Consider the following 18,395-nt stretch of genomic DNA (forward strand, 5'->3'; position numbering starts at 1 on the left):
CGGCCGACAGAAGATCTTCGGGGCCAATTCGGGACGCGCTCGCGCGTAGCGTTCCGACCATGAAATCCTATCTCGAAATCATCGGTGCATTCATCGCCGTTAGTGCGCTCGCGGTTGGGGCGATGTGGGTCGCGCCCGCCAAGGCCGATCCGCTGTCGGATTTCCTCCAGGCGATCTTCGAACAGCAGGCCAGCCTGCCGCCCTTCAACGCACACTTGCGACGGATTCATGTGCGTCCAATCGAAGGGCCCGCTGGCGCCGCTCCGGCCGGCTCCATGCTCGCGTCATACTATGGCGGCGGCGCGCATGAAGGCCTCAACGCCTACACCGCATGTGGTGCGCGCTTCAATCCATGGGCCCTGACGGCGGCGCATCGCTCGCTTCGTTGCGGCGCGAAGCTGCTCGTTTCGCGCGGCCCGCGCGCCGTCGTCGTCACCGTCAATGATCGCGGTCCTGCAGCCTGGACCGGCCGCTCTCTCGACATCTCGCGCGGCGCGGCCATGCGCCTGGCCATGCTTGAGGTCGGCGTCGCGCGCGTCAATGTGCAGGTGCTGCAATGACCTTTTCAATTCGCAATCACGTTCTACATCACGGCGGCGCGCCGGTCGCGCAGGCGCGCACGCCGAATGCTGGCTCTGCTGGCTCGTTAAGATCGCCGACCCTGCTGGTGATGCACTATACGGCCGGTTTCACCGGCGCGTCGGCGATCGCGACCCTCACCAGCAAAGCGAGAAAGGCCTCGGCGCATCTCGTGATTGATCGCTACGGGACGGTGACGCAGCTCGCGCCATTCAACGTCGTGACGTGGCACGCCGGCGCTTCGAAATGGAAAGGCCGCAGCGGCTGCAACAGTTTCTCGATCGGCATCGAGCTTGTGAACTGCGGGCCCGTCAAGGTGCGCGCGGACAAGAAGCTCTTCCCAGAAGTCGCCCCATCCAAGACTATCGATCCGAAGGATTGCGCCGCAGCTCGCCATCCGAACGGAGAAGATACGCCCTTTTGGCAGATCTATCCCGAGCCGCAGATGGAGGCCGCGATCGCCGTCGCGCGCGCCATCTGCGAGACCTACGGCATTAAGGACATCGCTGGCCATTACGACATTGCGCCGACGCGCAAGCGCGATCCGGGACCAGCCTTCAACATGCTCTCCTTCAAATCGGCCGTCTTCGGGCGCGACGACGGTGAGCAGGAGACGGTGCGCATCGCGACCAAAAAGGGCGTCGTCGAGAAGCCGCGCGAAGAAATCACGGCGCGGGATCTGCTGGCCAACGGATCGGAAACGATTCCTGCGGCGATAGTCGTCAAGCGCGCCGCCGCCACGATCCTAACCGCGGGCGGGTTGACGGCGGGCTCTGTCGCGTCGGACCCCAACGAAGCGCTGCAGCAGGCGCAAACGACGGCGCAGAGCATTTCCGACACCGCGACTGCGGTCTCCAATGCGCGCGACAGCGTGAGCGCGCTTTCCGATATCTGGCATTGGCTCGGGACGCATTGGATCGTCGCGCTCGCCGTCTTCTGCTTCGTCGTGATCCTGGTAGCCGCCTGCTATGCGCTGCGCGGCGGGAGCATCGTCATCGAGAGACGCGTGATCGACGGCCGCAGCGGCGCAAACGTGGGGCGGCTGTGATGTGCGGCGGCGTCGATCCACGGCCCTTGCTGCGCCGCGCCTTCTGGTGGGCGCTCGCCATTCTCGCGACCCTCTATCTCATTTGGAAATGGTGACATGCCGATCGCAGCCATTCTCGCTGGAGCAAAGACGCTTGCTGAGAAATTCTTCAGCTTCGCGGAGACGTGGGTTGGCGGCGCTCTCATCGCCTTCGCCGTCGCCTGGCTTTGGTCGGGCTGGCGCCACGACGCCGCGTGCAGCGCGCGTGAAGCGGCTGCCAAAGCCGCCGTGCAGGCGCAAGTCAACGAATGGAAAGCGGCTGCCGAGGACGTCGCGAGAGACGCCACCGTGCGCGTCGAGGAGGATGCCAGGGCGGCGCAAGCGCAAAAGGATTTCATCTCCAGCCTGCCGACAAAGGACAGACCACATGCTCCAAACGCGAAGGATGATCTCGCGACCGATTTTAGTGATCGGCCTCTGTTTCTCGATCCCGATTACATTGCCGTCGTGCGCGCGTTCGACGCCGCCGGCGATCGCGGCTCCGACCCTACCCGATCCGCCAAAGAACTTCGGCAAGCCGGTGCCCTTGCCAAGTCCGACCGCTGCGCAGCTCTGAAGGTCTGGGGCCTTCGAAACCGAGCCGTCGCCTCGGAAGCCAACCGCCGCCTCGTGAGCGATGGGCGCTTCTATAACGACGTACTGCGCAAATTCAGCGCAGGGAGCCGCCGCCGCGTCGCCCCTCCATCCCACGAAGAATAGGGGCGCGGCGCCGTGAAGGAATTCTTCGTCTCCGGCCAGCCGGACGTCAACGGCGTCCATGCGCTTGTTCGCTTCGCCCTGCTGCTCATCGTCTTCGTGGCGACCGTTTGGAAGCTGAGGAGTCAACGCGATGCGACATGAAACGCGCGACGCGCTCGGCATGGCGCTCGTCGCCGCGCTCGGCCTCTCGCCGGTCTGGATCACTTTCTTGGCGTTTCTGTTGTCTGGGAGGTTTTGGTGACGTTCGAATGGGGCACGGCGGGCCAATGGGCGGGAACGGCGGCGGCGATCGTCATCGCAGTCTGGGGAGCGCTGACAAGGCGCGATCAAAAGGCGTTCGACGAATTGAAGCTGAGCGTCAATGAAGCTGTCCGCGATCTACGCGACGACGACGCGCGGCAGTTTGAACGGATCGACAAGCTCGAATCGGATGTGTCCGCCGTGCAGGTGGAGATCAAGCATCTGCCGACGCGCATCGAGTTCCACGCGGTCGACGTGAAGATCACCGAGATCGGCTCCGTGATCAAGGCGCGATTCGAGGCGCTGGCCGACAAGATCGACACCGTCATCCAGCAGAACGAACGCGCCCAGGATCGCCTTGCCGAGCGTGAAGACCGCGAGCGGGAGATGCGCCGATGAGCATGGGCGACGTCATTCGCGAACAGCGCGCCTGATTATGCTGCGCGATCTCGCCGAACAGCCGGACGGCCGCTGGAACAGCGAGGCGCTGCGCGAGGATTTGGAGGTCCGCTGGGCGATCAACCGGCCGCGCGCATTCGTCCACGACGAGCTGCGCTACCTGGAAATGGTGGGGGCTGTGACGCTCGCCGAATCCGGCAGCGTGCTGATTGCCTCCATCACCCAGAAGGGCCTCGACCATGTCGAGCGCCGCATCCGCATCGAAGGCGTGAAGCGGCCGAGCCCGGAGGCCTGACATGGCCTCCGCTCGCGGTCGGCTTTCTTCTCTCGATCTCGTTCCCGAAGAGGGACAGGAAGACATCCGCTGGGCCTTCTCGGAGCTGAACAAGCGCGAGCGGTCCCAAAAGGAAATCCTTGACGAACTAAACGGCCGCCTCGTCGACAAGGGACTCACCGATTACATCATCAGCAAGAGCGCTTTCAATCGCGCGAGCGTCGCCGCTCATCGCGCTAGCCAGCGCCTGCAGATGCAACGCGACATTTTTTCAGGCCTCGCGCCGCATCTGACTCCAGAGAAGATCGACGAAGGCAATATCGCGCTGGCCGAGTTCATCAAGGCGCTCATCGGCGAGATTATCAGCGAGGCCGAGGGCGCTGGACTGTCGGCCGACGAGGCGATGAAGCTCTCTCGCGGCTTCCTCGCCGTCGTCACCGCGCAGAAGCTCTCGCACGACCGCAAGACGAAGGCCGAAAAGGATTTGGCGACGAAGACCGAAAAGGCGGCCGACGCCGTCGCCAAGGTCGCGCGCGAAGCGGGTCTTTCGGCCGACCAGGTCGCGAAGATCCGCCGGGACGTGCTGGGCGTGCGCACATGAGCGAAGGAACGGGCATGGCGCCCATTCTCCCTCGCGATCCTGCGAGCCTCCCGGAGGAGCTCCCGCGCGGCGCGGAGATCCCTGAAGATCACGATCCGCTCGCTGCTGGCGTGCTGATGGCGCACCAGCTCGACTGGATCGAAGACGAGAGCGACCTGAAGGCCGCCGAGAAGGGGCGTCGCACCGGCGTCACTTACGCGGAGGCGCTCGACGACACCCTGATCGCCGCGAAAAAGAAAAGCGAAGGCGGCCAGAACGTCTTCTACATCGGCGACACCAAGGACAAGGGCCGCGAATTCATCGGCTATGTGGCGCATTTCGCCAGGATCGTCGCCGGCGAGCTGGCGCGGATCGAAGACTTCATGTTCGAAGACGAGCGCGAGGACGGCTCTTCAAAATTCATTTCGGCCTATCGCATCCGCTTTTCCTCGGGCTGCCGCGTCGAAGCGCTGTCGTCGCGCCCCGAAAACATTCGCGGGCTGCAGGGCGTCGTCGTTATCGATGAGGCTGCCTTTCACAAGGACGTGCGCGCCGTGCTCGACGCGGTGAACGCGCTCCTGATCTGGGGCGGCAAGATTAGGGTCATCAGCACCCATAATGGCGTGCTCAATCCCTTCAACGAGCTGATCCGCGAAGCGAAGGCCGGAAAGACCCCGTTCAAAGTTCATTTTATCCCCTTCAAAAAGGCCGTGGAGAACGGCCTGTTCAGACGGGTCTGCCTCATTACCGGCAAGACCTGGTCGGCCGAAGCGGAAGTCGAATGGGAAGAAAAAATCCGCAGCTCCTATGGACCGCGCACGAGCGCCATGGAGCAGGAACTCGACGCCATTCCGTCGGAGGCGGAAGGCGCGGCGCTCACGCGCGTGCAGATCGAAGCCTGCATGGAGGGCGGGATTCCGATCGTGCGCTGGTCGTTGCCCGACGCCTTCAAGAACTATCCCGAACATATCCGTAAGGCCGAGTGCAAGGCGTTTTGCGAGCGCGAGCTGAAACCGCTCCTCGGCGCGCTCGATCAGCGCCGGCCGCATTATCTCGGCCAGGACTTCGCGCGCAAAGGCGACGCATCCGACATTCTCGTCGCAGCGACAGACGCCTTGCTCACGCGGCGGACGCAATTCATCGTCGAAATGCGCAATGTCCCCTTCGATCAGCAGCGCGACGTGCTCTACTATGTCGGCGACGGCCTGCCGCGCTTTTCCGGCGCGGCGCTCGACGCCACCGGCAATGGCGCCTATCTCGCCGAAAAAGCCGTTCAGCGCTGGGGTGAGCGCGCGCTCGAAGTGAAATTCACGGTCGAATGGTATCGTGTGAACTCGCCGCCCTATATCGAGGCCTTCGCCGATCGCACGATGGTGTTGCCGCGCCATGAGGACGTGCTGCGCGACCATCAGGCGCTCGCCTATGTCAAGGGGATCATCAAGGTGCCCGACGACATGCGTTACAAGGGCGCGGACGGCTTCGAGCGTCACGGCGACACGGCTATCGCCGGCGTGCTGATGTGGCACGCTTCAACGCTCGGTCCTGTCGAATATGGCTATACGCCGGCGCCGCGGGTCGGCAGCGAGCAGCCCGGCGATTGGCTGTTTCCTGAAAACCAAAGCGCGGAGCGATCGATATGGTAGAGACCCGCCGCTCGTCCATTATCGGGCCGGACGGCCAACCTATTATGGTTCCGCTGCTCAAAGGCGAGACGGCCGCGCCCGAGCGCTATGGCGCGCGCGCCCTCATCCATTATTCGGAAGCCTCGGGACTAACGCCGGCGAGGCTCGGCGAGATCATGAGGGGCGCGAATATGGGCCTCGCCAAGCCCTATCTAACGCTCGCGATCGACATGGAGGAGCGCTACCTCCATTACGCCTCGCAGCTGCAGACGCGCCGCCTGGCGCTCGACGGCGTGACGATCTCCGTCTCGGCGCCCAAGGGCGTCAATCCGAAGGCTGTCGATTTCGTCGAGAGCCTGATCGCCGATCCGATGTTCCCCGACATGGTCGCTTCGCTCCAGGATGGCGTCGGCAAGGGCTATTCGGTCGTCGAGCCGATCTGGGAATATGAAGGAGGCGCGCTGCGGCCGGTCGTCTATCAGCATCGCGACCCGCGCTATTTCCGCTACGACGAAGTGGGCTTGCGCGATCTTTGTCTCCTCGAGGACTCAGGCCTGCCCGGCCCCAGGATCGAGGCGCCCTATTTCATCAAGCATGAGCCCTATCTGCGCGCCGGATCGCCGGTGCGGCGCGGCGTCGCGCGCTCGGCCGCCTGGGCTTTCGTCATGCAGACCTTCGCCCTGCAGGATTGGGCGGCCTTCTGCGAGATCTACGGCATTCCCTTCCGCATCGGCAAATTTCATTCGAGCGCGACCAACGAGGACAAGGCGACGCTGCTGCGCGCCGTTCGCGCCATCGCCAATGACGCCGCCGCCATCATTCCGCAGGGCATGGAGATCGACTTTCAGGAGACCAACGGCAATCGCGGCGAGGCCGTCTTCGGCAATTTCATCAGCTATCTCGACGGGAAAGTCTCTCTGATCATTCTCGGTCAGACGATGACCGCCGAAGTCTCCAAGAGCGGCGGTTCGCTCGCGCAGGCGAAGGTGCAGGAGAATGTCCGCATGGACATCGTGCGCTTCGACGCGCGGCAGAACTCGGCGACGGTGAATCGCGATCTGATCCGCCCGGCCGTCGCCATGAATTTCGGCCCGCAGGATATTTATCCGACGGTCCAGATGGAACTCGCCGAGAACGAGGACCTCGCAGCGCTTGGCGCGTTTCTAGGGCAAGCCGTGCCGCTTGGCCTCAAAGTGAGCCAGAGCTATGTGCGCAAGCGCGCCTCCATTCCCGAGCCGGACGAGGACGAGGAGCTGCTCGGCGTGCCGCGCGCCGCCGATGTTTCGAGCGGCGCCGAAGAGAAGCCGCCGAAGAAGGAAGAGGCTGCAGCCGCGCCTAAGAGGGCAAGCAACAAGAACAAGGCGGACGATAAATCCGACGCCCTCGCGTCCTTCGGCGGCGTCTGCCCGAGCTGCGGCGAGATTCACGGCACGCGGCTTGCCGCTGATGATCCAACGCAGGCGATCACGGCTCTCGACGACACTGACACGCTCGTCGACGAGGCGCTTACCGACTGGCGCGAGATCCGCGATCCGCTGCTCGCCGGTCTGCTCACTGCTGTCGGCAGGGCCGAGAACTATGAAGAGGCGCTCGCCAATATCGAAAAGGCGGGAATCGACTCCGCGCCGCTTCAAGAGGCGCTGGCGCGCGCGACCGCCAAGTCGCGCGGCCTGGGCGACGTGAGGGATTGATGAAGCCGGCGACGCGCGGGTTCCAGACGCCGCCGGAGATCACGTGCTACTTCGAGCAGAAGAGCCTCAAGCCGGCGTTCTCCTGGCAGGATGTCTGGGGCCAGGAGCATGCTTACGCCTTCACCGTTGCCAAGGCGGTCGACCTTGAATTGCTGACGCTCTTCAAGACCAGCATTCAGCGCGCGATCGACAAGGGCGAGGGGTTTGAGAGCTGGCGCGAGAAGCTCATTCCAGAGCTGCAGGCGCTCGGCTGGTATGGCAAGCGCAAGGTCGACGATCCGACCGGCAAATGGAAGAGCAAGATCGTCGACTTCTCACGGCCGGCGCGGCTCGAAAATATTTTCTGGTCGAACGTGCGCACGGCCCGCGCCGCCGGCCAGTGGGAACGCATTCAGCGCACGAAGGCGGGTCTCCCCTATCTCCTTTATGTGAGGACTGCGAGCGCCAATCCGCGCGAGCAGCATCTCGCTTTCGTCGGAATCATGCTGCTGGTCGACGATCCCTTCTGGTCGACCCATTTCCCGCCCAACGGCTGGGGCTGCAAATGCAGCGTCCGCCAAATCACCCGCTTTGAATACGAGCGGCTGGCGGCGACGGGAGACTATCTGTTGGAGCCGCCCACGATCGAGACGAGGCCTTTCATCAACCGCCGCACTGGCGAGGTCACATATGTGCCCGTCGGCATCGATCCCGGCTGGGGAACCAATCCCGGATTGTCGCGCGCGAAGACGCTCGTCGACAATGTCGCCGCGCGGCTGGAGGCCGCCGGCGAGGACGCAGCGCGCAAGCGCATCGCCGAGATCGTCAATTCGCCCGCGCCGAAACTCCTCATGGGAATCGGAGAGCCATTAGCCTTGCCCGTTGCGACGGCTGGACGCTTTCTTGAGGACATGCGCGCGAAGTCGCGCCTCATTGTCGCGTTCAACGCCACGATGTCTCGCAAGGTCAAAAAGCACGAGCGTGTCGATCCTGACAGCTTCCGGCTCGTGCAGCAGATAGTCGACGGTGGCGAAATCATCGACGAGGATCGGGGAGAGGATTTTCGGACTCTCGTCGCTGAGATCGAGGGCGCGTGGTGGAAGCTCGTCCTCAAACGATCGGCGCAGCGCTTCTTGCGCGTGCAAACGTTCCTGCGAACCAACTCGCACGAAATTGGGCGGCTCCGCCGCAAACAGGAGCGGATTGGCAAAACGAAGGCGGGAGAAGCGTGACGGGGAGGACGACACCCCTCCGCGGCCTAGAGGCGGCCGGCTGCTCGGATTTTGCGCCGTCACGACCTCCGATATAGGCCGTTCGCCGCGCCCCTTCAACGGCCCAAAATGAGAACCCCCAGAAACGGCCCGCCGGCGCCCGAGTCCAAAAATCCGCTGCGTTGCTCCGCGCGGTTTCGAAAAACGCGCCCACGGCGTTCAATGGGCCTTTAACGTCGATTTTAGGGGGAAGGGATTGGGCCCGGCGGGCCTCGGCGTTCATTTCACGCCGCTGAGGGCAAAAATCGCTTCGCGGGTTCGGCGCGTCGCGTGACCAGAAAATCTTCGTAGCCAAGCGGCCCGACGCGCAAGCGCAGTGTGCGCGCATGCAGAACGCTCCGCAAGCCGATTTCGCAATCCACGCGCTCGCCGCCGCTCTTCCTACCGGGGACGCGCCGGCGGAGTGGATCGCGATTTTTCCGCAGGTCGGCCGGATCGATACCCGCGATGGGAGAAGCTACGATGTAGACGCTGCGGCGCTGATCGCGCGCTTCAAGGCGGATGGCGTCGCCGTGCCGATCGACGTCAATCATTCAACGCATCATGCGGCGAGGACCGGCGCGCGCGCCGACGCGGTCGGCTGGATCAATGAGCTGCGCGTCGAAGGCGGCGCGCTGCAGGGCAGAGTTGAATGGCTCGCCGAAGGCAAGTCGCTGCTCGCCGCCAAAGCCTATCGGTTCATCTCGCCGGATTTCTTTCACACGTCTGAAGGCGTGACGACCTGGCTGCGCTCGGTGGCGCTCGTCACGGCGCCCGCCCTCGGCGGCCAGAAGGCGCTCGCCGCCGCATCTTCCCAGGAGTCGAAAATGGAAAAACTTGCCACCGCGCTCGGCGTGACCGCCGGCGCGAATGAAGCCGCGCTGCTTACCGCGCTCAACGCCGGCTTCGTGCCGAAGGCGGTCCATGACGAGGCTGTCTCCAAACTTTCCGCGTCCGAGACGAAGCTCAAGAACATCGAAGAGGCCAATTGCAAGGCGCGCGTCGACGCGCTGATCGAGGGCGCGTTGAAGGACAAGAAAATCCTCCCCGCCGAGAAGGATCATTACGCGCGGCTCTGCGCGACCGACTCCGGCTATGAGAGCGTCAAGGCGCTGCTCGCGGCGAAGTCTCCGGCGCTGACCAAGTCCGGGCTCGACGAGAAGAAGGAGCCTGGCGACGGCGCGATGCCGGCGCCGGCGCTGCTCGCCGCCGAGGCGCAAAAGCTCGTCGCAGACGGTAAGGCGCTCAACATTTTCGACGCCGTCGCGGCGCTCGAAAAGAAATATTCCGCCGCCGCCTGACGCGGCCCGCTCCATCTCGAAGAGGCGATCATGAGCGCGAACTCAATCTCCCGCAGCTATGTGGCGGCCGGCGCGATCGGCGCGCGGCTGATCACGAAATACACGAATAATCGCGGCGAGGTCGCGCAGGCGTCGGCGGCGACGGATCGTCTCGCCGGCGTCACCGAACTCGGCGCGGCGGCGGCTAAAGACATGGTCGACGTCGCGCGCGAGGGCATGGACAAGGTCACAGTCGGCGGGAACGTCGCCGCCGGCGACTACCTGACAAGCGACGCCAACGGCAAGGCCGTGAAGGCGGTCGGCATCGCCGGCCAGACGGTTTTCGTCATCGGCCAGGCCGAGGAGCCGGGCGTCGCCAACGACATCATTCATTACACGATCGCGCCGTCCGTCGTCGTGCTGCCGGCGTAATCTCTTAACCGATCGAGGTCTCCATGTCCGTCGCCCGCCCATTCGTCCGCAACGCCGCGATGACCGCCATCGCGATTGGCTACAGCAATCCCGATGTCGCCTATATCGGCGACCGCCTCATGCCGCGGGTGCCGGTGCCGACCGAGCGGTTCAAATGGCTGGAATATCCGCTCGGCCAGGCGTTCACCGTTCCCGACACCAGGGTCGGCCGCAAGGGCAAGGTGAAGGAAGTCGAATTTTCGGCGACGGAGAAGGACGGATCGGTCGAGGCCTATGGCCTGCAGATCGTCGTGCCGCGCTCCGACATCGACGCCGCCAAGGCGCAGCGCGACCAAGGCCTCTCGAACTTTGATCCGCTGCACTATGCGACGGGGACGCTGACCAACATCATGCAGCTCGACCGCGAGCTGCGCGTCGCCAAATTCGCGCAGGACCCCGCGAATTACGATCCGGCCAACGTCACCACGATCGCCAGCGCCGGAGATCGTTTTGACGACCCGGACTCCGATCCCGAGGATGCGATTCACACGGCGCTCGTCGGCGTGTTCATGACGCGGCCCAACACCTGCGCGATGAGCGACGAGGTCTGGCAAAAGCTGCGCCGCCAGCCGAAGTTGGTCAAAAAGATCAAGGGGACGAACTTTGCCGAGGGTCAGCTCACCCAGCGCGAATTCGCCGAATATTTCGAGCTGCTCAATCTCCTGATCGGCACGAGCTGGGTCAACGCCGCTCGTCCCGGACAGGCGCTCGATATGAAGCGCGCCTGGGACAAGCACATCGCCTTCGCTTTCATCGACCGTTCGGCGCGGCCGGAGGGCGGCGTGACCTGGGGCTTCTCGCCGACATTCGGCACGCGCTTCGCGGGCAGCATGGTCGACCCGGACGTCGGCCTCGAAGGCGGCGAGGTCGTGCGCGTCGGCGAGCACATCAACGAGCTTGTCGTCGCCAAGGCCGCCGGCGCGCTCATCGTCAACGCAATCAGCTGAGGCGCCCGATGACCGCGAACAACGAACAGGACGCCGCCAAGGAAGCCGCCGCCAAGGAAGCCGCCGCCAAGGAAGCCGCCGCCAAGAAGGCCGCCGCCAAGAAGGCCGCCGAAGAGGCGGCGGCTAATAAGAAGCAGACCTTCGTCGCGACATTCAGGCTGCTGCTCGACGGCTCTTATGCGGCCCCCGGCGCGACGGTGACGCTCACGCGCGCGCAGTTCCATGAGCTGAAGGCCCTCGGTGCGATCGAGGGCGATTGGGACTGACGAAAGGTTTTGCGGGGTAGAGCAGCCCGGTAGCTCGCTTGGCTCATAACCAAGAGGTCGCCAGTTCGAATCTGGCCTCCGCAACCAAAATGCCGACGACCAAAAAAAACCACGGCGGGGCGCGGCGTCCAAACCCGCGCCCCCGCGAATGACAGCACGCAAAGGCAGGCGCATGACACCGACCGTCGGACGCATCGTTCACTACTTTATTGAGGACGCCCACAAGCAGACGTCCGGCATGGGTCAAGGCCCCTATGCCGCTATCATCACCCGCGTCCATAGCAACGTGATCGTCGATCTGATGGTGTTGCAGCCGGCCGACGTTCGCCACGCCGGCAGCGTGATCAAGCTCGAGGAAGCATCCGAAGATTCCGTGAGCTACTGGACCTGGCCGCCGAGGGCATGATGGCTGAACCCTTCGCCACCAAGGATGACGTCCAGGCGCGCTATCCAAGCGACGCGGCGCTGCTTTGCGCCGATGAGACGACGCGCGAGCCGGACTGGGCGCGCTTCGACGCGGCGCTCGCCGACGTCTCGATGGAAATCCGCATCATCCTGCAGGCCCGCTATACGAGGGCGCAGCTTAATGATCTCGACGCCGAGTCGCTTGGCGCATTGAAACTCTTCGCCATCGACATGGCGATGTATCGCGTCGCCGTGACGTTTGCGCGCTCCACCGAAGAAATCAAGACGCGCTACGACATCGCGGTCACGCGGTTAGAGGGCGTCGCTTCCGGCAAGAAGGGCTCGCTCACCTTCAGCTCCTCGGGCGGCGGATCGGTCGACGGCGCGCCGACGACGGGCTCCCCTGGCGAAGCGATCGTCGTCGCCCCCGAGCGCCAGTTCTCGCGCGCCTCGATGAGGGACTGGTGATGGACTTCGGCGTCAAGATCGAAGTCGACAAGCATGATCTCGCCGCGATCCACGCGCTGGTGACGGGTCTTTCCGACTTCGACGCCGCCCCGCTCGTCGAAGAGATCGTGCAACTCGGCGAAAATCAGACGCGCAAGCGCATCGAGAGCGGCGGCCCGGGTCCTGACGGCACGAAATGGCCGCCCAATAAGGAAGGCACGCCAATCCTTTTTCGCACTGGCCGTCATCTGCACGACAGCATCGCTTCCACCTCATCGGGAACAAGCGGCGAATGGGGCGCGGCCTGGGAATTTGCACATGTCCATCAGGAAGGCGCGGTCATTACGCCAAAAAGCGCTGGTCGCCTCGTCTTCATGCTCGGCGACAAGCGCGTCTTCGCCAAAAAGGTGACGATCCCGGCGCGTCCCTTCGTGGGCGTGTCGGCGGAAGACGCCGAAGAGATCAAGGAGCTTGTCACTGACTATTTCGGGAGACTCCTGCCGTGACGACGCTCACCCGCGCCGAGCTCCTGGCCAATGCCCGCGTAAAGTCTTTGCGCGACGCCATTGTCGCGAGGCTGAAGTCGCGCTTCGTCGATCTCGACGTGAGGTCGCATCTCGGCAAGCTCGACATCAGCGACGTGCTTGAAAAGGGAATCTTTAATCCGCCAACGATCGCCGTCGCGGCGACGCGCACGAAGCCGGAGGGGCGACTGTCTGGCGCCGATGATTTCATCGTCGATCTCACCGCCTATGTCGTCACGGAAGATCTGATCGTCAGCGGACGACGAGTTGAGCGCGATGAGATGGCGCTCGCGATCTGCGAAGGCCTGTTGCTCTCGCTCACCGACGACGATTTCACGCGTTGGAACGTCGAGGACGTCGGGCCGCCCGAAGACGCCGAAGCGAAGCCGCTCTTCACCATCAAGGCCGTCGCGCAGGGCGTCGTCTATTACGCCGTGACCTGGAAGCAGACGCTCTTCCATGTCGCGCCGGCGAACTTCTTTACTGGAGGCGACGCGTGAGCCTTTACACCTCCGAGCTTCGCCGCCTGCGCCGCGAGTCAGTGCGCGTCAATCGTCGCCTGGCGCTCGCTCATGTCGAGGGACATGTCGCCGAGCGCGACGAAGAGAAGTGGAAAGTGCGGCTCGAACTGGGGACCGACGAGGACGGCAACAAGATCCTGTCGCCCTGGGTCAAGCCGCATTCGAACTCTTCGGGCGCCTATAAGAATTCTCCGGCGTTGCCGGCCGTCGGCGACCGCATGCGGCTGCATTCTCCTTCCGGCATCATCGGTGCGGCGTCTTATGCGATCCCTTCGGCCTTCGACGACGAGCTGAAGCGGCCGGACGGCCAGGGCAAGGACGAGGCCGTGCGCGAGTTTGGCAAGACCCGCGTGTCGCAGACACAAGAAAATCTCACGCGCAAGACCGAGAAAACGAGCGTTGCACAGACGAAGGAAAAGATCACGTCAACGACCGAGAAGACGAGCGTCGAGCAAAGGAAGGACGAGATCTCGATCAAGGGCGATAAGAAATTCGAAGCTGAGGCCGACGAAGCGCGGATTAAGGGCAAGACCACCCGCATCCACGGCGAGAGCATCCAGAATATCAAATTCGTCGCCGGCGACATGACTTATTACATCAACCCGCTCGCGCTCATCGAGACCAGCGCGTGAAGGAGGAGAGGATGAAAAATCCGCAAGCGCCCGAAGAGTCGAAGACCTATGTCACCACCGAACGCGCCGGCTTCGTCGTTGCCGGCCGCCGCATTCCGCCTGTCTACGAGCAGGGCGCACCCGCGCGGCCGACGGTCGGCTTTGAGCTGAAGCTCCTCGACGCCGAGGCCGAGTATGAGCTGGCGCAGAGAACGATCGCGCTCAAGAAAGAACCCAAAAACCCGAAGGCTGAGAAGACCTCTTAAAAGGCGTTCGCATGGTTCGCTATCGGAACGGGATCGACGCGAGAACAGGCCGGCCGCTTTCTGGCCGCGCCCATCTCGAGCAATCGATTATCAAGATCGTGATGACGATCCCGACCGAGCGCGTCATGCTGCTCGACTTCGGCATGGATCCGACGCGCCACATCGGCCGCAATATCTCGGCGGCGCTGGCGGCGCGCTTCTACCGCGACGTCATCGTCGCCGTGCACGCCTACGAGCCGGAATATCGCATCCGCCGTCTGCAGCTCGTCGTGCTCGACCGCGTCGGCGCTCTCGGCGTGCTGTTCGAAGGGTCCTATTACCCAGAAGGCCGTTTCGGCAATTACGCGATCGTCGAAGGCGTCGATCTCAACCTGCCGCTATCCGTCGCCGAATTGCGGGGCGTGGCATGATTGTCCTCTCCGCCGAAACGATCGACCTCTCCCGCCTTCCGGCGCCGGACGCCATCGAGCGGCTGGACTATGGAACGCTGCAATCGGCCTTCATGGAGCGTTTCATCGCGGTCTGGGCTGCCGCACGCGCCATCGATCCGAGCCTGCCGCAATATGACGTCCAGACGCTCGAAACAGATCCAGCCGTCATCACCAGCGAGGCGTGGTCATATCTGCGCCTGCTTGATCGCGCGCGCGTTAATGACGCGGTGCGGGCGGTGCTCGCGCCCCTCGCCAAAGGCGACGATCTCGACAATGTCGTAGCGCGCATCAATATCGCGCGTCTCACCGTCATCCCGGCGACCGAGTCTACACCCGCGGTGATGGAGTCCGACGAACGGCTCCTCCTGCGCTATCTGCTCGCCTTTTCGCGCCCGGCGGCCGGCACGCGCGAGCGTTATCTTTTTGAAGCCTATACGGCGCTCCCGATTCTGCATCACGCCGCCGTCAATGGCCGCGCCGTTCACGGCCGTCGGGGCGACATCGACATCGTCCTCGCCGGGCCCGACGGGCGCGATCTTACTGACGAGGAAATGTTTACCGTTAGCGATCGCCTGCTCGCGGAGGACGTGAAGCCAGAGGCCGTCTCGGTCATTTGCCTGAGAGCCCAGCGCAGGCTCTATGATTTCGCCGGCGCCCTCGTCGTCGCCAAGGGGCCTGACCTGACCGCGGTCACGAGCGAAGCCGAGGCGCGCATTCGCGCCAGCGCCAAGGAGCGCATGAAGATCGGCGATTTCGTGCCGGTCAATTCGCTTGCCGGCGCCGCCTATGGTCCCGGAGTGCTGCGCGCCAGCGTGACGGCGCCGGCCGCCGACGTCTCCGCGAATCCCTACGCGATTCCAATCCTGCGCGACATCACTCTCGATGCGGAGGCGCAGACATGAGCCAAAGAATGAGTTCTGTCGGCGATCTTCTTCCCGGCGCGCGCGGACTCTTTGAAGAGGCCGTCGCCGCCGGCATGTCCGACGTTCTGCCGGTTCCGATCGAAGAAATCGTCGAAGCGGCGCAAACGCCAGTCGCCTTCCTTCCCTGGCTTGCCGTCCACTATGGCGTGCGGCTGTGGTTTCCCGATTGGCCGGAAGCGCTCAAGCGGTTCGTGGTGGAAGAAGCGCCGGCGGTCAGTTTCGCGATTGGGACGCGCGCCGCCGTTCCAGTTTTGCTCTCCTATGTCGACGCCACGCTCATCGACGCCAAGGCCTATCCGCAACGCTTCGTCTTCGGTAGCGCCGTGATCGGCCGCACGTCGGTGCGCCATCCGGCCTTCATGGCGCGATATCTCATTCACGTCGAAACGTCGACGCCGCGCATGGGCTTCGTCTACGGCCGCGCCGTTCTCGGCCGCCACGCGGGTCGCGCGCCTTCGCGTGAGAAGTTCAAACGGGCGCGCGCGGCGCTGCGCGCGGCGAAGGCGCCCGAGACCGAATATCGCGTCAGTTTCCAGACGAAACAACAAATCACCGTCGCCGACGGCGTCCCGCTCGACGGGACATATACGCTCGGCCAGTTCATCTCGCGCACGAGGCTTTGATATGGATGTCGTGAAATTCAATGAGGCGGAAGTCGCCGAACCGGACGATTGGACGAACATCGGCCTCAACGCTCGGGCGTCTGAAGACGCGCTCGTCGCCGGCGCGATCGACTATCCGGCGCATTGGGCGGACTTCACCGTCTCCAACCAAAACGCCCTCGAACTCACCGTTTCGCCAGGCACGCTATTTTCCGACGGCAAGCTCTATCGCAACGCCGCGCCGACGACGATCAATATCCAGCAGTATTTGCCCATCGTCTCCGGCGACAATCGCTACCTCGCCATCCTCGCGGACGGCGCGCTCGAAACGATCAATGAGGAGCGCCTGTTCGAGACGGACGCGGAGACCGAGGAAACGGTCGCGCAGCAGACACCGAAACTGGAGCGGCGGAAGATCAGTTTCGTCATCGAGTTTGGCGCGGCGTCGCCGACGCCTTTGAAGCCGGAAGTGCCGGCGAACCGCTGCTGCCTCGCCTGGGTCGAACTTTCGACGATCGGCATCGCCGCGATCGAGCCGAACCATCCGGCGCGCGTCAAGACGCTTTACGAGCATGACGGCCGCCTCGCGCTCGTCGAAGGCGATCTCAGCGAGACGCGCGCCGCGGTGCGCACGATCAGGACCGACATCGCCAATATCCAGGCGCGACTTGGCGACATTCCCTCGCCGGCGATCGTCCGGCAGATGAAGCGTTCGATTGCGCAGCTGCTCGAGCAATCAAACGTGCCGCCGGAGTCGGTCGCCTACGACTATGATCCGGGCCTGGTTGGCGACAAATGGGATCCCACTCACGCCTCCTGGCTCGCGCGCGTTCGGGAAGGGGTGCGCTTCCCCTTCGCCGCGCAGCGCGACATGCAGCTCGGCGTGATCGATGAAGAGTCGCCGGCGATACGGGTCTCCGGCAATCTGCTGCTCCCGGCGTGGACGGAAGAGACGCGGCTCGAAGTTGTGAGCGACGGCGGATCGGTCAACATCTCGTCGGCGGTCCACACGATCGTGACGGCGGTGCAGAAGACGCTCTCGCGCACGGTCACTGAATATGGGCCGAGCGTGACGTTCTGCGAAAACGCGCCGGAGTGGGCCCGCTACACGCCGGGAAAGGACGTCGGCGCCATCTTCACCAAGGACGGCGAGGAGTTCGAGATCGTCGCCGCAGCTCCCGACCCGCTCTGGATCTTTCATCCTTATCGTTGGGTCACGGTCAGAAGGATCATCAAGCGCACCGTCACGGATACCTATTGGGACTACGTCACATCCACGGTCGGACTGAATGGCTCGATTCACGGACAGAGCTGGCTCAACACTCAGCCGTCGGTGTTGACCAGCGTCGACATTTTCTTCACCCGGGTCTCGCCGTCCGGTCCCGTGCATCTCCTGATCTGCGAATGCCGCGATAACGGCGAGCCGAATTTCAAGGCGGTGATCGCGAGACTGGAGAAGGACGCCGAGGATCTCAGCGCCGGCTGGTCGAAATTCGAGCTTGCCCCGACGCTGCTCGACGGCGGCAAGCGCTATGCCTGGTTCGTCGTTACAACCGCCAATCACGCGCTCGGCACGGTTTCGGGGAACGCGTTCGCGCAGGGCTCGCGCTTTGTCTGTTCGGACGGCGCCTGGGCTCAGCCCATTACCGACAATGATTTCGCCTTCCGCCTCAATTGCGCGAAGTTCGTCGCCGCGCGCACGACGGTCGAATTCCTGCCGCTCACGCTCGATGGCGGAATAACGGAGATCAAGCTGCTGCACGCGGGATGGGAGGCCGCAGGCACGAGCCTTGTCTGGGAAATCAAGGTGCCGTCGATCCCTGACGCGCCATGGCGTCCGTTGACGCTCGACAATGCGCAAGGAGCCGACGATCTCAACGGGCTTCCCGCGCTCGTGCAGCTGCGCGCTGTCTTCATGGGAACCAAGGATCTGCAGCCGGCGATCGTTCTCGACGCCTATGCGCGCGGCATGACTTTCCGGTCGCGCGGCGACTTCGTCGCAATCGGGAAGATCATCGACTTCGGCGTGGCGACGACGACGGTGCAAACCGACAGCATCATCGACAACTTCGACGCCGGAAAGCACACGGGCTCGCCGAAACTCGTCATTGGAACGACGGTCCATAATCCGAGCGTGACGACGGTGACCGACGAGCCTTCCGACAATGGCAATCGCCGCAGGATCCTCGCGACCTTCACCGTGCCTTCGACGCAGGTGGCGCGCTACCGGCTCGACATGACGTCGACCGAAGTGACCGACACGCCCTTTATCCAGAACCGCGCGCTCTACGCGCTTTAAGG

At 63.8% G+C, this 18,395-nt stretch carries 24 protein-coding genes and 1 tRNA gene; all 25 read left to right on the forward strand.

Going from position 1 to position 18,395, the window contains the following annotated elements; all coding sequences use genetic code 11:
• Positions 1-59: 59 nt before the first annotated feature.
• The 25 genes from IYX23_RS20075 (at position 60) to IYX23_RS03970 (ending at position 18,393) form a co-directional block, all read left to right on the forward strand.
• Entirely contained in the window at positions 60-560 is a 501-nt protein-coding gene (locus IYX23_RS20075) for a septal ring lytic transglycosylase RlpA family protein (protein WP_246716453.1), read from the forward strand.
• Complete coding sequence (locus IYX23_RS03860) at positions 557-1,627, forward strand: N-acetylmuramoyl-L-alanine amidase (protein WP_196393207.1); 1,071 nt, start codon at positions 557-559, stop codon at positions 1,625-1,627. Before IYX23_RS20075 ends, IYX23_RS03860 begins: the two co-directional genes overlap by 4 nt.
• 96 nt (positions 1,628-1,723) lie before the next feature.
• Positions 1,724-2,365, forward strand: coding sequence for a hypothetical protein (locus IYX23_RS03865; protein WP_196393208.1), 642 nt, complete (start codon positions 1,724-1,726; stop codon positions 2,363-2,365).
• 12 nt (positions 2,366-2,377) lie between these two features.
• Positions 2,378-2,506 carry a hypothetical protein gene (locus tag IYX23_RS20435; protein WP_281431768.1) on the forward strand — a complete coding sequence of 43 codons (129 nt, stop codon included), beginning with the start codon at positions 2,378-2,380 and terminating at the stop codon, positions 2,504-2,506.
• A 96-nt stretch (positions 2,507-2,602) separates the two neighbouring features.
• On the forward strand, positions 2,603-3,004 hold the full coding sequence (locus tag IYX23_RS03870) for a hypothetical protein (protein ID WP_124739737.1): 402 nt from the start codon (positions 2,603-2,605) through the stop codon (positions 3,002-3,004).
• Between the two features lie 37 nt (positions 3,005-3,041).
• Complete coding sequence (locus IYX23_RS03875; protein WP_196393209.1) at positions 3,042-3,299, forward strand: hypothetical protein; 258 nt, start codon at positions 3,042-3,044, stop codon at positions 3,297-3,299.
• Position 3,300: 1 nt separating this feature from the next.
• Positions 3,301-3,879 (forward strand): phage protein Gp27 family protein, encoded by a 579-nt coding sequence (locus tag IYX23_RS03880; protein WP_196393210.1) that lies wholly within the window; start codon positions 3,301-3,303, stop codon positions 3,877-3,879.
• Positions 3,876-5,501, forward strand: coding sequence for a hypothetical protein (locus IYX23_RS03885; RefSeq protein WP_196393211.1), 1,626 nt, complete (start codon positions 3,876-3,878; stop codon positions 5,499-5,501). Before IYX23_RS03880 ends, IYX23_RS03885 begins: the two co-directional genes overlap by 4 nt.
• Positions 5,495-7,171: a DUF935 family protein gene (locus tag IYX23_RS03890; protein ID WP_196393212.1), complete on the forward strand. Its 1,677-nt coding sequence runs from the start codon at positions 5,495-5,497 to the stop codon at positions 7,169-7,171. The genes IYX23_RS03885 and IYX23_RS03890 overlap by 7 nt, the downstream gene beginning before the upstream one ends.
• Positions 7,171-8,382: a phage minor head protein gene (locus IYX23_RS03895; RefSeq protein WP_196393213.1), complete on the forward strand. Its 1,212-nt coding sequence runs from the start codon at positions 7,171-7,173 to the stop codon at positions 8,380-8,382. The genes IYX23_RS03890 and IYX23_RS03895 overlap by 1 nt, the downstream gene beginning before the upstream one ends.
• A 365-nt stretch (positions 8,383-8,747) precedes the next feature.
• Positions 8,748-9,701: a phage protease gene (locus tag IYX23_RS03900; protein ID WP_196393214.1), complete on the forward strand. Its 954-nt coding sequence runs from the start codon at positions 8,748-8,750 to the stop codon at positions 9,699-9,701.
• Between the two features lie 30 nt (positions 9,702-9,731).
• Complete coding sequence (locus IYX23_RS03905) at positions 9,732-10,112, forward strand: hypothetical protein (RefSeq protein WP_196393215.1); 381 nt, start codon at positions 9,732-9,734, stop codon at positions 10,110-10,112.
• 23 nt (positions 10,113-10,135) lie between these two features.
• A complete protein-coding gene (locus IYX23_RS03910) occupies positions 10,136-11,098 on the forward strand; it encodes a capsid protein (RefSeq protein ID WP_154451564.1) in 963 nt (320 codons plus the stop codon).
• A gap of 8 nt (positions 11,099-11,106) precedes the next feature.
• Positions 11,107-11,364: a hypothetical protein gene (locus IYX23_RS03915; protein ID WP_196398823.1), complete on the forward strand. Its 258-nt coding sequence runs from the start codon at positions 11,107-11,109 to the stop codon at positions 11,362-11,364.
• A 10-nt stretch (positions 11,365-11,374) separates the two neighbouring features.
• Positions 11,375-11,451: transfer RNA gene (locus IYX23_RS03920), tRNA-Met, on the forward strand.
• 85 nt (positions 11,452-11,536) lie between these two features.
• Positions 11,537-11,770, forward strand: coding sequence for a hypothetical protein (locus tag IYX23_RS03925; protein ID WP_196393217.1), 234 nt, complete (start codon positions 11,537-11,539; stop codon positions 11,768-11,770).
• A complete protein-coding gene (locus IYX23_RS03930) occupies positions 11,770-12,237 on the forward strand; it encodes a phage protein Gp36 family protein (protein WP_196393218.1) in 468 nt (155 codons plus the stop codon). The genes IYX23_RS03925 and IYX23_RS03930 overlap by 1 nt, the downstream gene beginning before the upstream one ends.
• Entirely contained in the window at positions 12,237-12,722 is a 486-nt protein-coding gene (locus IYX23_RS03935) for a phage virion morphogenesis protein (RefSeq protein WP_196393276.1), read from the forward strand. Before IYX23_RS03930 ends, IYX23_RS03935 begins: the two co-directional genes overlap by 1 nt.
• Positions 12,719-13,240, forward strand: a complete 522-nt coding sequence (locus IYX23_RS03940; RefSeq protein ID WP_196393219.1) for a hypothetical protein — start codon at positions 12,719-12,721, stop codon at positions 13,238-13,240. The genes IYX23_RS03935 and IYX23_RS03940 overlap by 4 nt, the downstream gene beginning before the upstream one ends.
• Complete coding sequence (locus IYX23_RS03945; RefSeq protein ID WP_196393220.1) at positions 13,237-13,893, forward strand: hypothetical protein; 657 nt, start codon at positions 13,237-13,239, stop codon at positions 13,891-13,893. Before IYX23_RS03940 ends, IYX23_RS03945 begins: the two co-directional genes overlap by 4 nt.
• A gap of 11 nt (positions 13,894-13,904) precedes the next feature.
• A complete protein-coding gene (locus IYX23_RS03950; protein WP_196393221.1) occupies positions 13,905-14,138 on the forward strand; it encodes a hypothetical protein in 234 nt (77 codons plus the stop codon).
• Positions 14,139-14,149: 11 nt separating this feature from the next.
• Positions 14,150-14,548 carry a GPW/gp25 family protein gene (locus IYX23_RS03955; RefSeq protein ID WP_196393222.1) on the forward strand — a complete coding sequence of 133 codons (399 nt, stop codon included), beginning with the start codon at positions 14,150-14,152 and terminating at the stop codon, positions 14,546-14,548.
• Entirely contained in the window at positions 14,545-15,471 is a 927-nt protein-coding gene (locus IYX23_RS03960) for a baseplate J/gp47 family protein (RefSeq protein ID WP_196393223.1), read from the forward strand. Before IYX23_RS03955 ends, IYX23_RS03960 begins: the two co-directional genes overlap by 4 nt.
• Positions 15,468-16,115: a phage tail protein I gene (locus tag IYX23_RS03965; RefSeq protein ID WP_196393224.1), complete on the forward strand. Its 648-nt coding sequence runs from the start codon at positions 15,468-15,470 to the stop codon at positions 16,113-16,115. Before IYX23_RS03960 ends, IYX23_RS03965 begins: the two co-directional genes overlap by 4 nt.
• Position 16,116: 1 nt before the next feature.
• On the forward strand, positions 16,117-18,393 hold the full coding sequence (locus IYX23_RS03970; protein WP_196393225.1) for a hypothetical protein: 2,277 nt from the start codon (positions 16,117-16,119) through the stop codon (positions 18,391-18,393).
• Positions 18,394-18,395: the final 2 nt, after the last annotated feature.

The organism is Methylocystis sp. L43, from assembly GCF_015709525.1.
Classification (GTDB): Bacteria; Pseudomonadota; Alphaproteobacteria; order Rhizobiales; family Beijerinckiaceae; genus Methylocystis.

Excerpts from the sequence above, each read along its gene's own strand:
- IYX23_RS03960 (WP_196393223.1), top strand. The coding sequence starts at position 14,545 with ATGATTGTCCTCTCCGCCGAAACGATCGACCTCTCCCGCCTTCCGGCG.
- IYX23_RS03950 (WP_196393221.1), top strand. The coding sequence starts at position 13,905 with ATGAAAAATCCGCAAGCGCCCGAAGAGTCGAAGACCTATGTCACCACC.
- IYX23_RS03935 (WP_196393276.1), top strand. The coding sequence starts at position 12,237 with ATGGACTTCGGCGTCAAGATCGAAGTCGACAAGCATGATCTCGCCGCG.
- IYX23_RS03915 (WP_196398823.1), top strand. The coding sequence starts at position 11,107 with ATGACCGCGAACAACGAACAGGACGCCGCCAAGGAAGCCGCCGCCAAG.
- IYX23_RS03930 (WP_196393218.1), top strand. The coding sequence starts at position 11,770 with ATGGCTGAACCCTTCGCCACCAAGGATGACGTCCAGGCGCGCTATCCA.
- IYX23_RS03970 (WP_196393225.1), top strand. The coding sequence starts at position 16,117 with ATGGATGTCGTGAAATTCAATGAGGCGGAAGTCGCCGAACCGGACGAT.
- IYX23_RS03865 (WP_196393208.1), top strand. The coding sequence starts at position 1,724 with ATGCCGATCGCAGCCATTCTCGCTGGAGCAAAGACGCTTGCTGAGAAA.
- IYX23_RS03875 (WP_196393209.1), top strand. The coding sequence starts at position 3,042 with ATGCTGCGCGATCTCGCCGAACAGCCGGACGGCCGCTGGAACAGCGAG.
- IYX23_RS03860 (WP_196393207.1), top strand. The coding sequence starts at position 557 with ATGACCTTTTCAATTCGCAATCACGTTCTACATCACGGCGGCGCGCCG.
- IYX23_RS03905 (WP_196393215.1), top strand. The coding sequence starts at position 9,732 with ATGAGCGCGAACTCAATCTCCCGCAGCTATGTGGCGGCCGGCGCGATC.
- IYX23_RS03890 (WP_196393212.1), top strand. The coding sequence starts at position 5,495 with ATGGTAGAGACCCGCCGCTCGTCCATTATCGGGCCGGACGGCCAACCT.
- IYX23_RS03880 (WP_196393210.1), top strand. The coding sequence starts at position 3,301 with ATGGCCTCCGCTCGCGGTCGGCTTTCTTCTCTCGATCTCGTTCCCGAA.
- IYX23_RS03925 (WP_196393217.1), top strand. The coding sequence starts at position 11,537 with ATGACACCGACCGTCGGACGCATCGTTCACTACTTTATTGAGGACGCC.
- IYX23_RS03900 (WP_196393214.1), top strand. The coding sequence starts at position 8,748 with ATGCAGAACGCTCCGCAAGCCGATTTCGCAATCCACGCGCTCGCCGCC.
- IYX23_RS03885 (WP_196393211.1), top strand. The coding sequence starts at position 3,876 with ATGAGCGAAGGAACGGGCATGGCGCCCATTCTCCCTCGCGATCCTGCG.
- IYX23_RS03895 (WP_196393213.1), top strand. The coding sequence starts at position 7,171 with ATGAAGCCGGCGACGCGCGGGTTCCAGACGCCGCCGGAGATCACGTGC.
- IYX23_RS03910 (WP_154451564.1), top strand. The coding sequence starts at position 10,136 with ATGTCCGTCGCCCGCCCATTCGTCCGCAACGCCGCGATGACCGCCATC.
- IYX23_RS20075 (WP_246716453.1), top strand. The coding sequence starts at position 60 with ATGAAATCCTATCTCGAAATCATCGGTGCATTCATCGCCGTTAGTGCG.
- IYX23_RS03965 (WP_196393224.1), top strand. The coding sequence starts at position 15,468 with ATGAGCCAAAGAATGAGTTCTGTCGGCGATCTTCTTCCCGGCGCGCGC.
- IYX23_RS03955 (WP_196393222.1), top strand. The coding sequence starts at position 14,150 with ATGGTTCGCTATCGGAACGGGATCGACGCGAGAACAGGCCGGCCGCTT.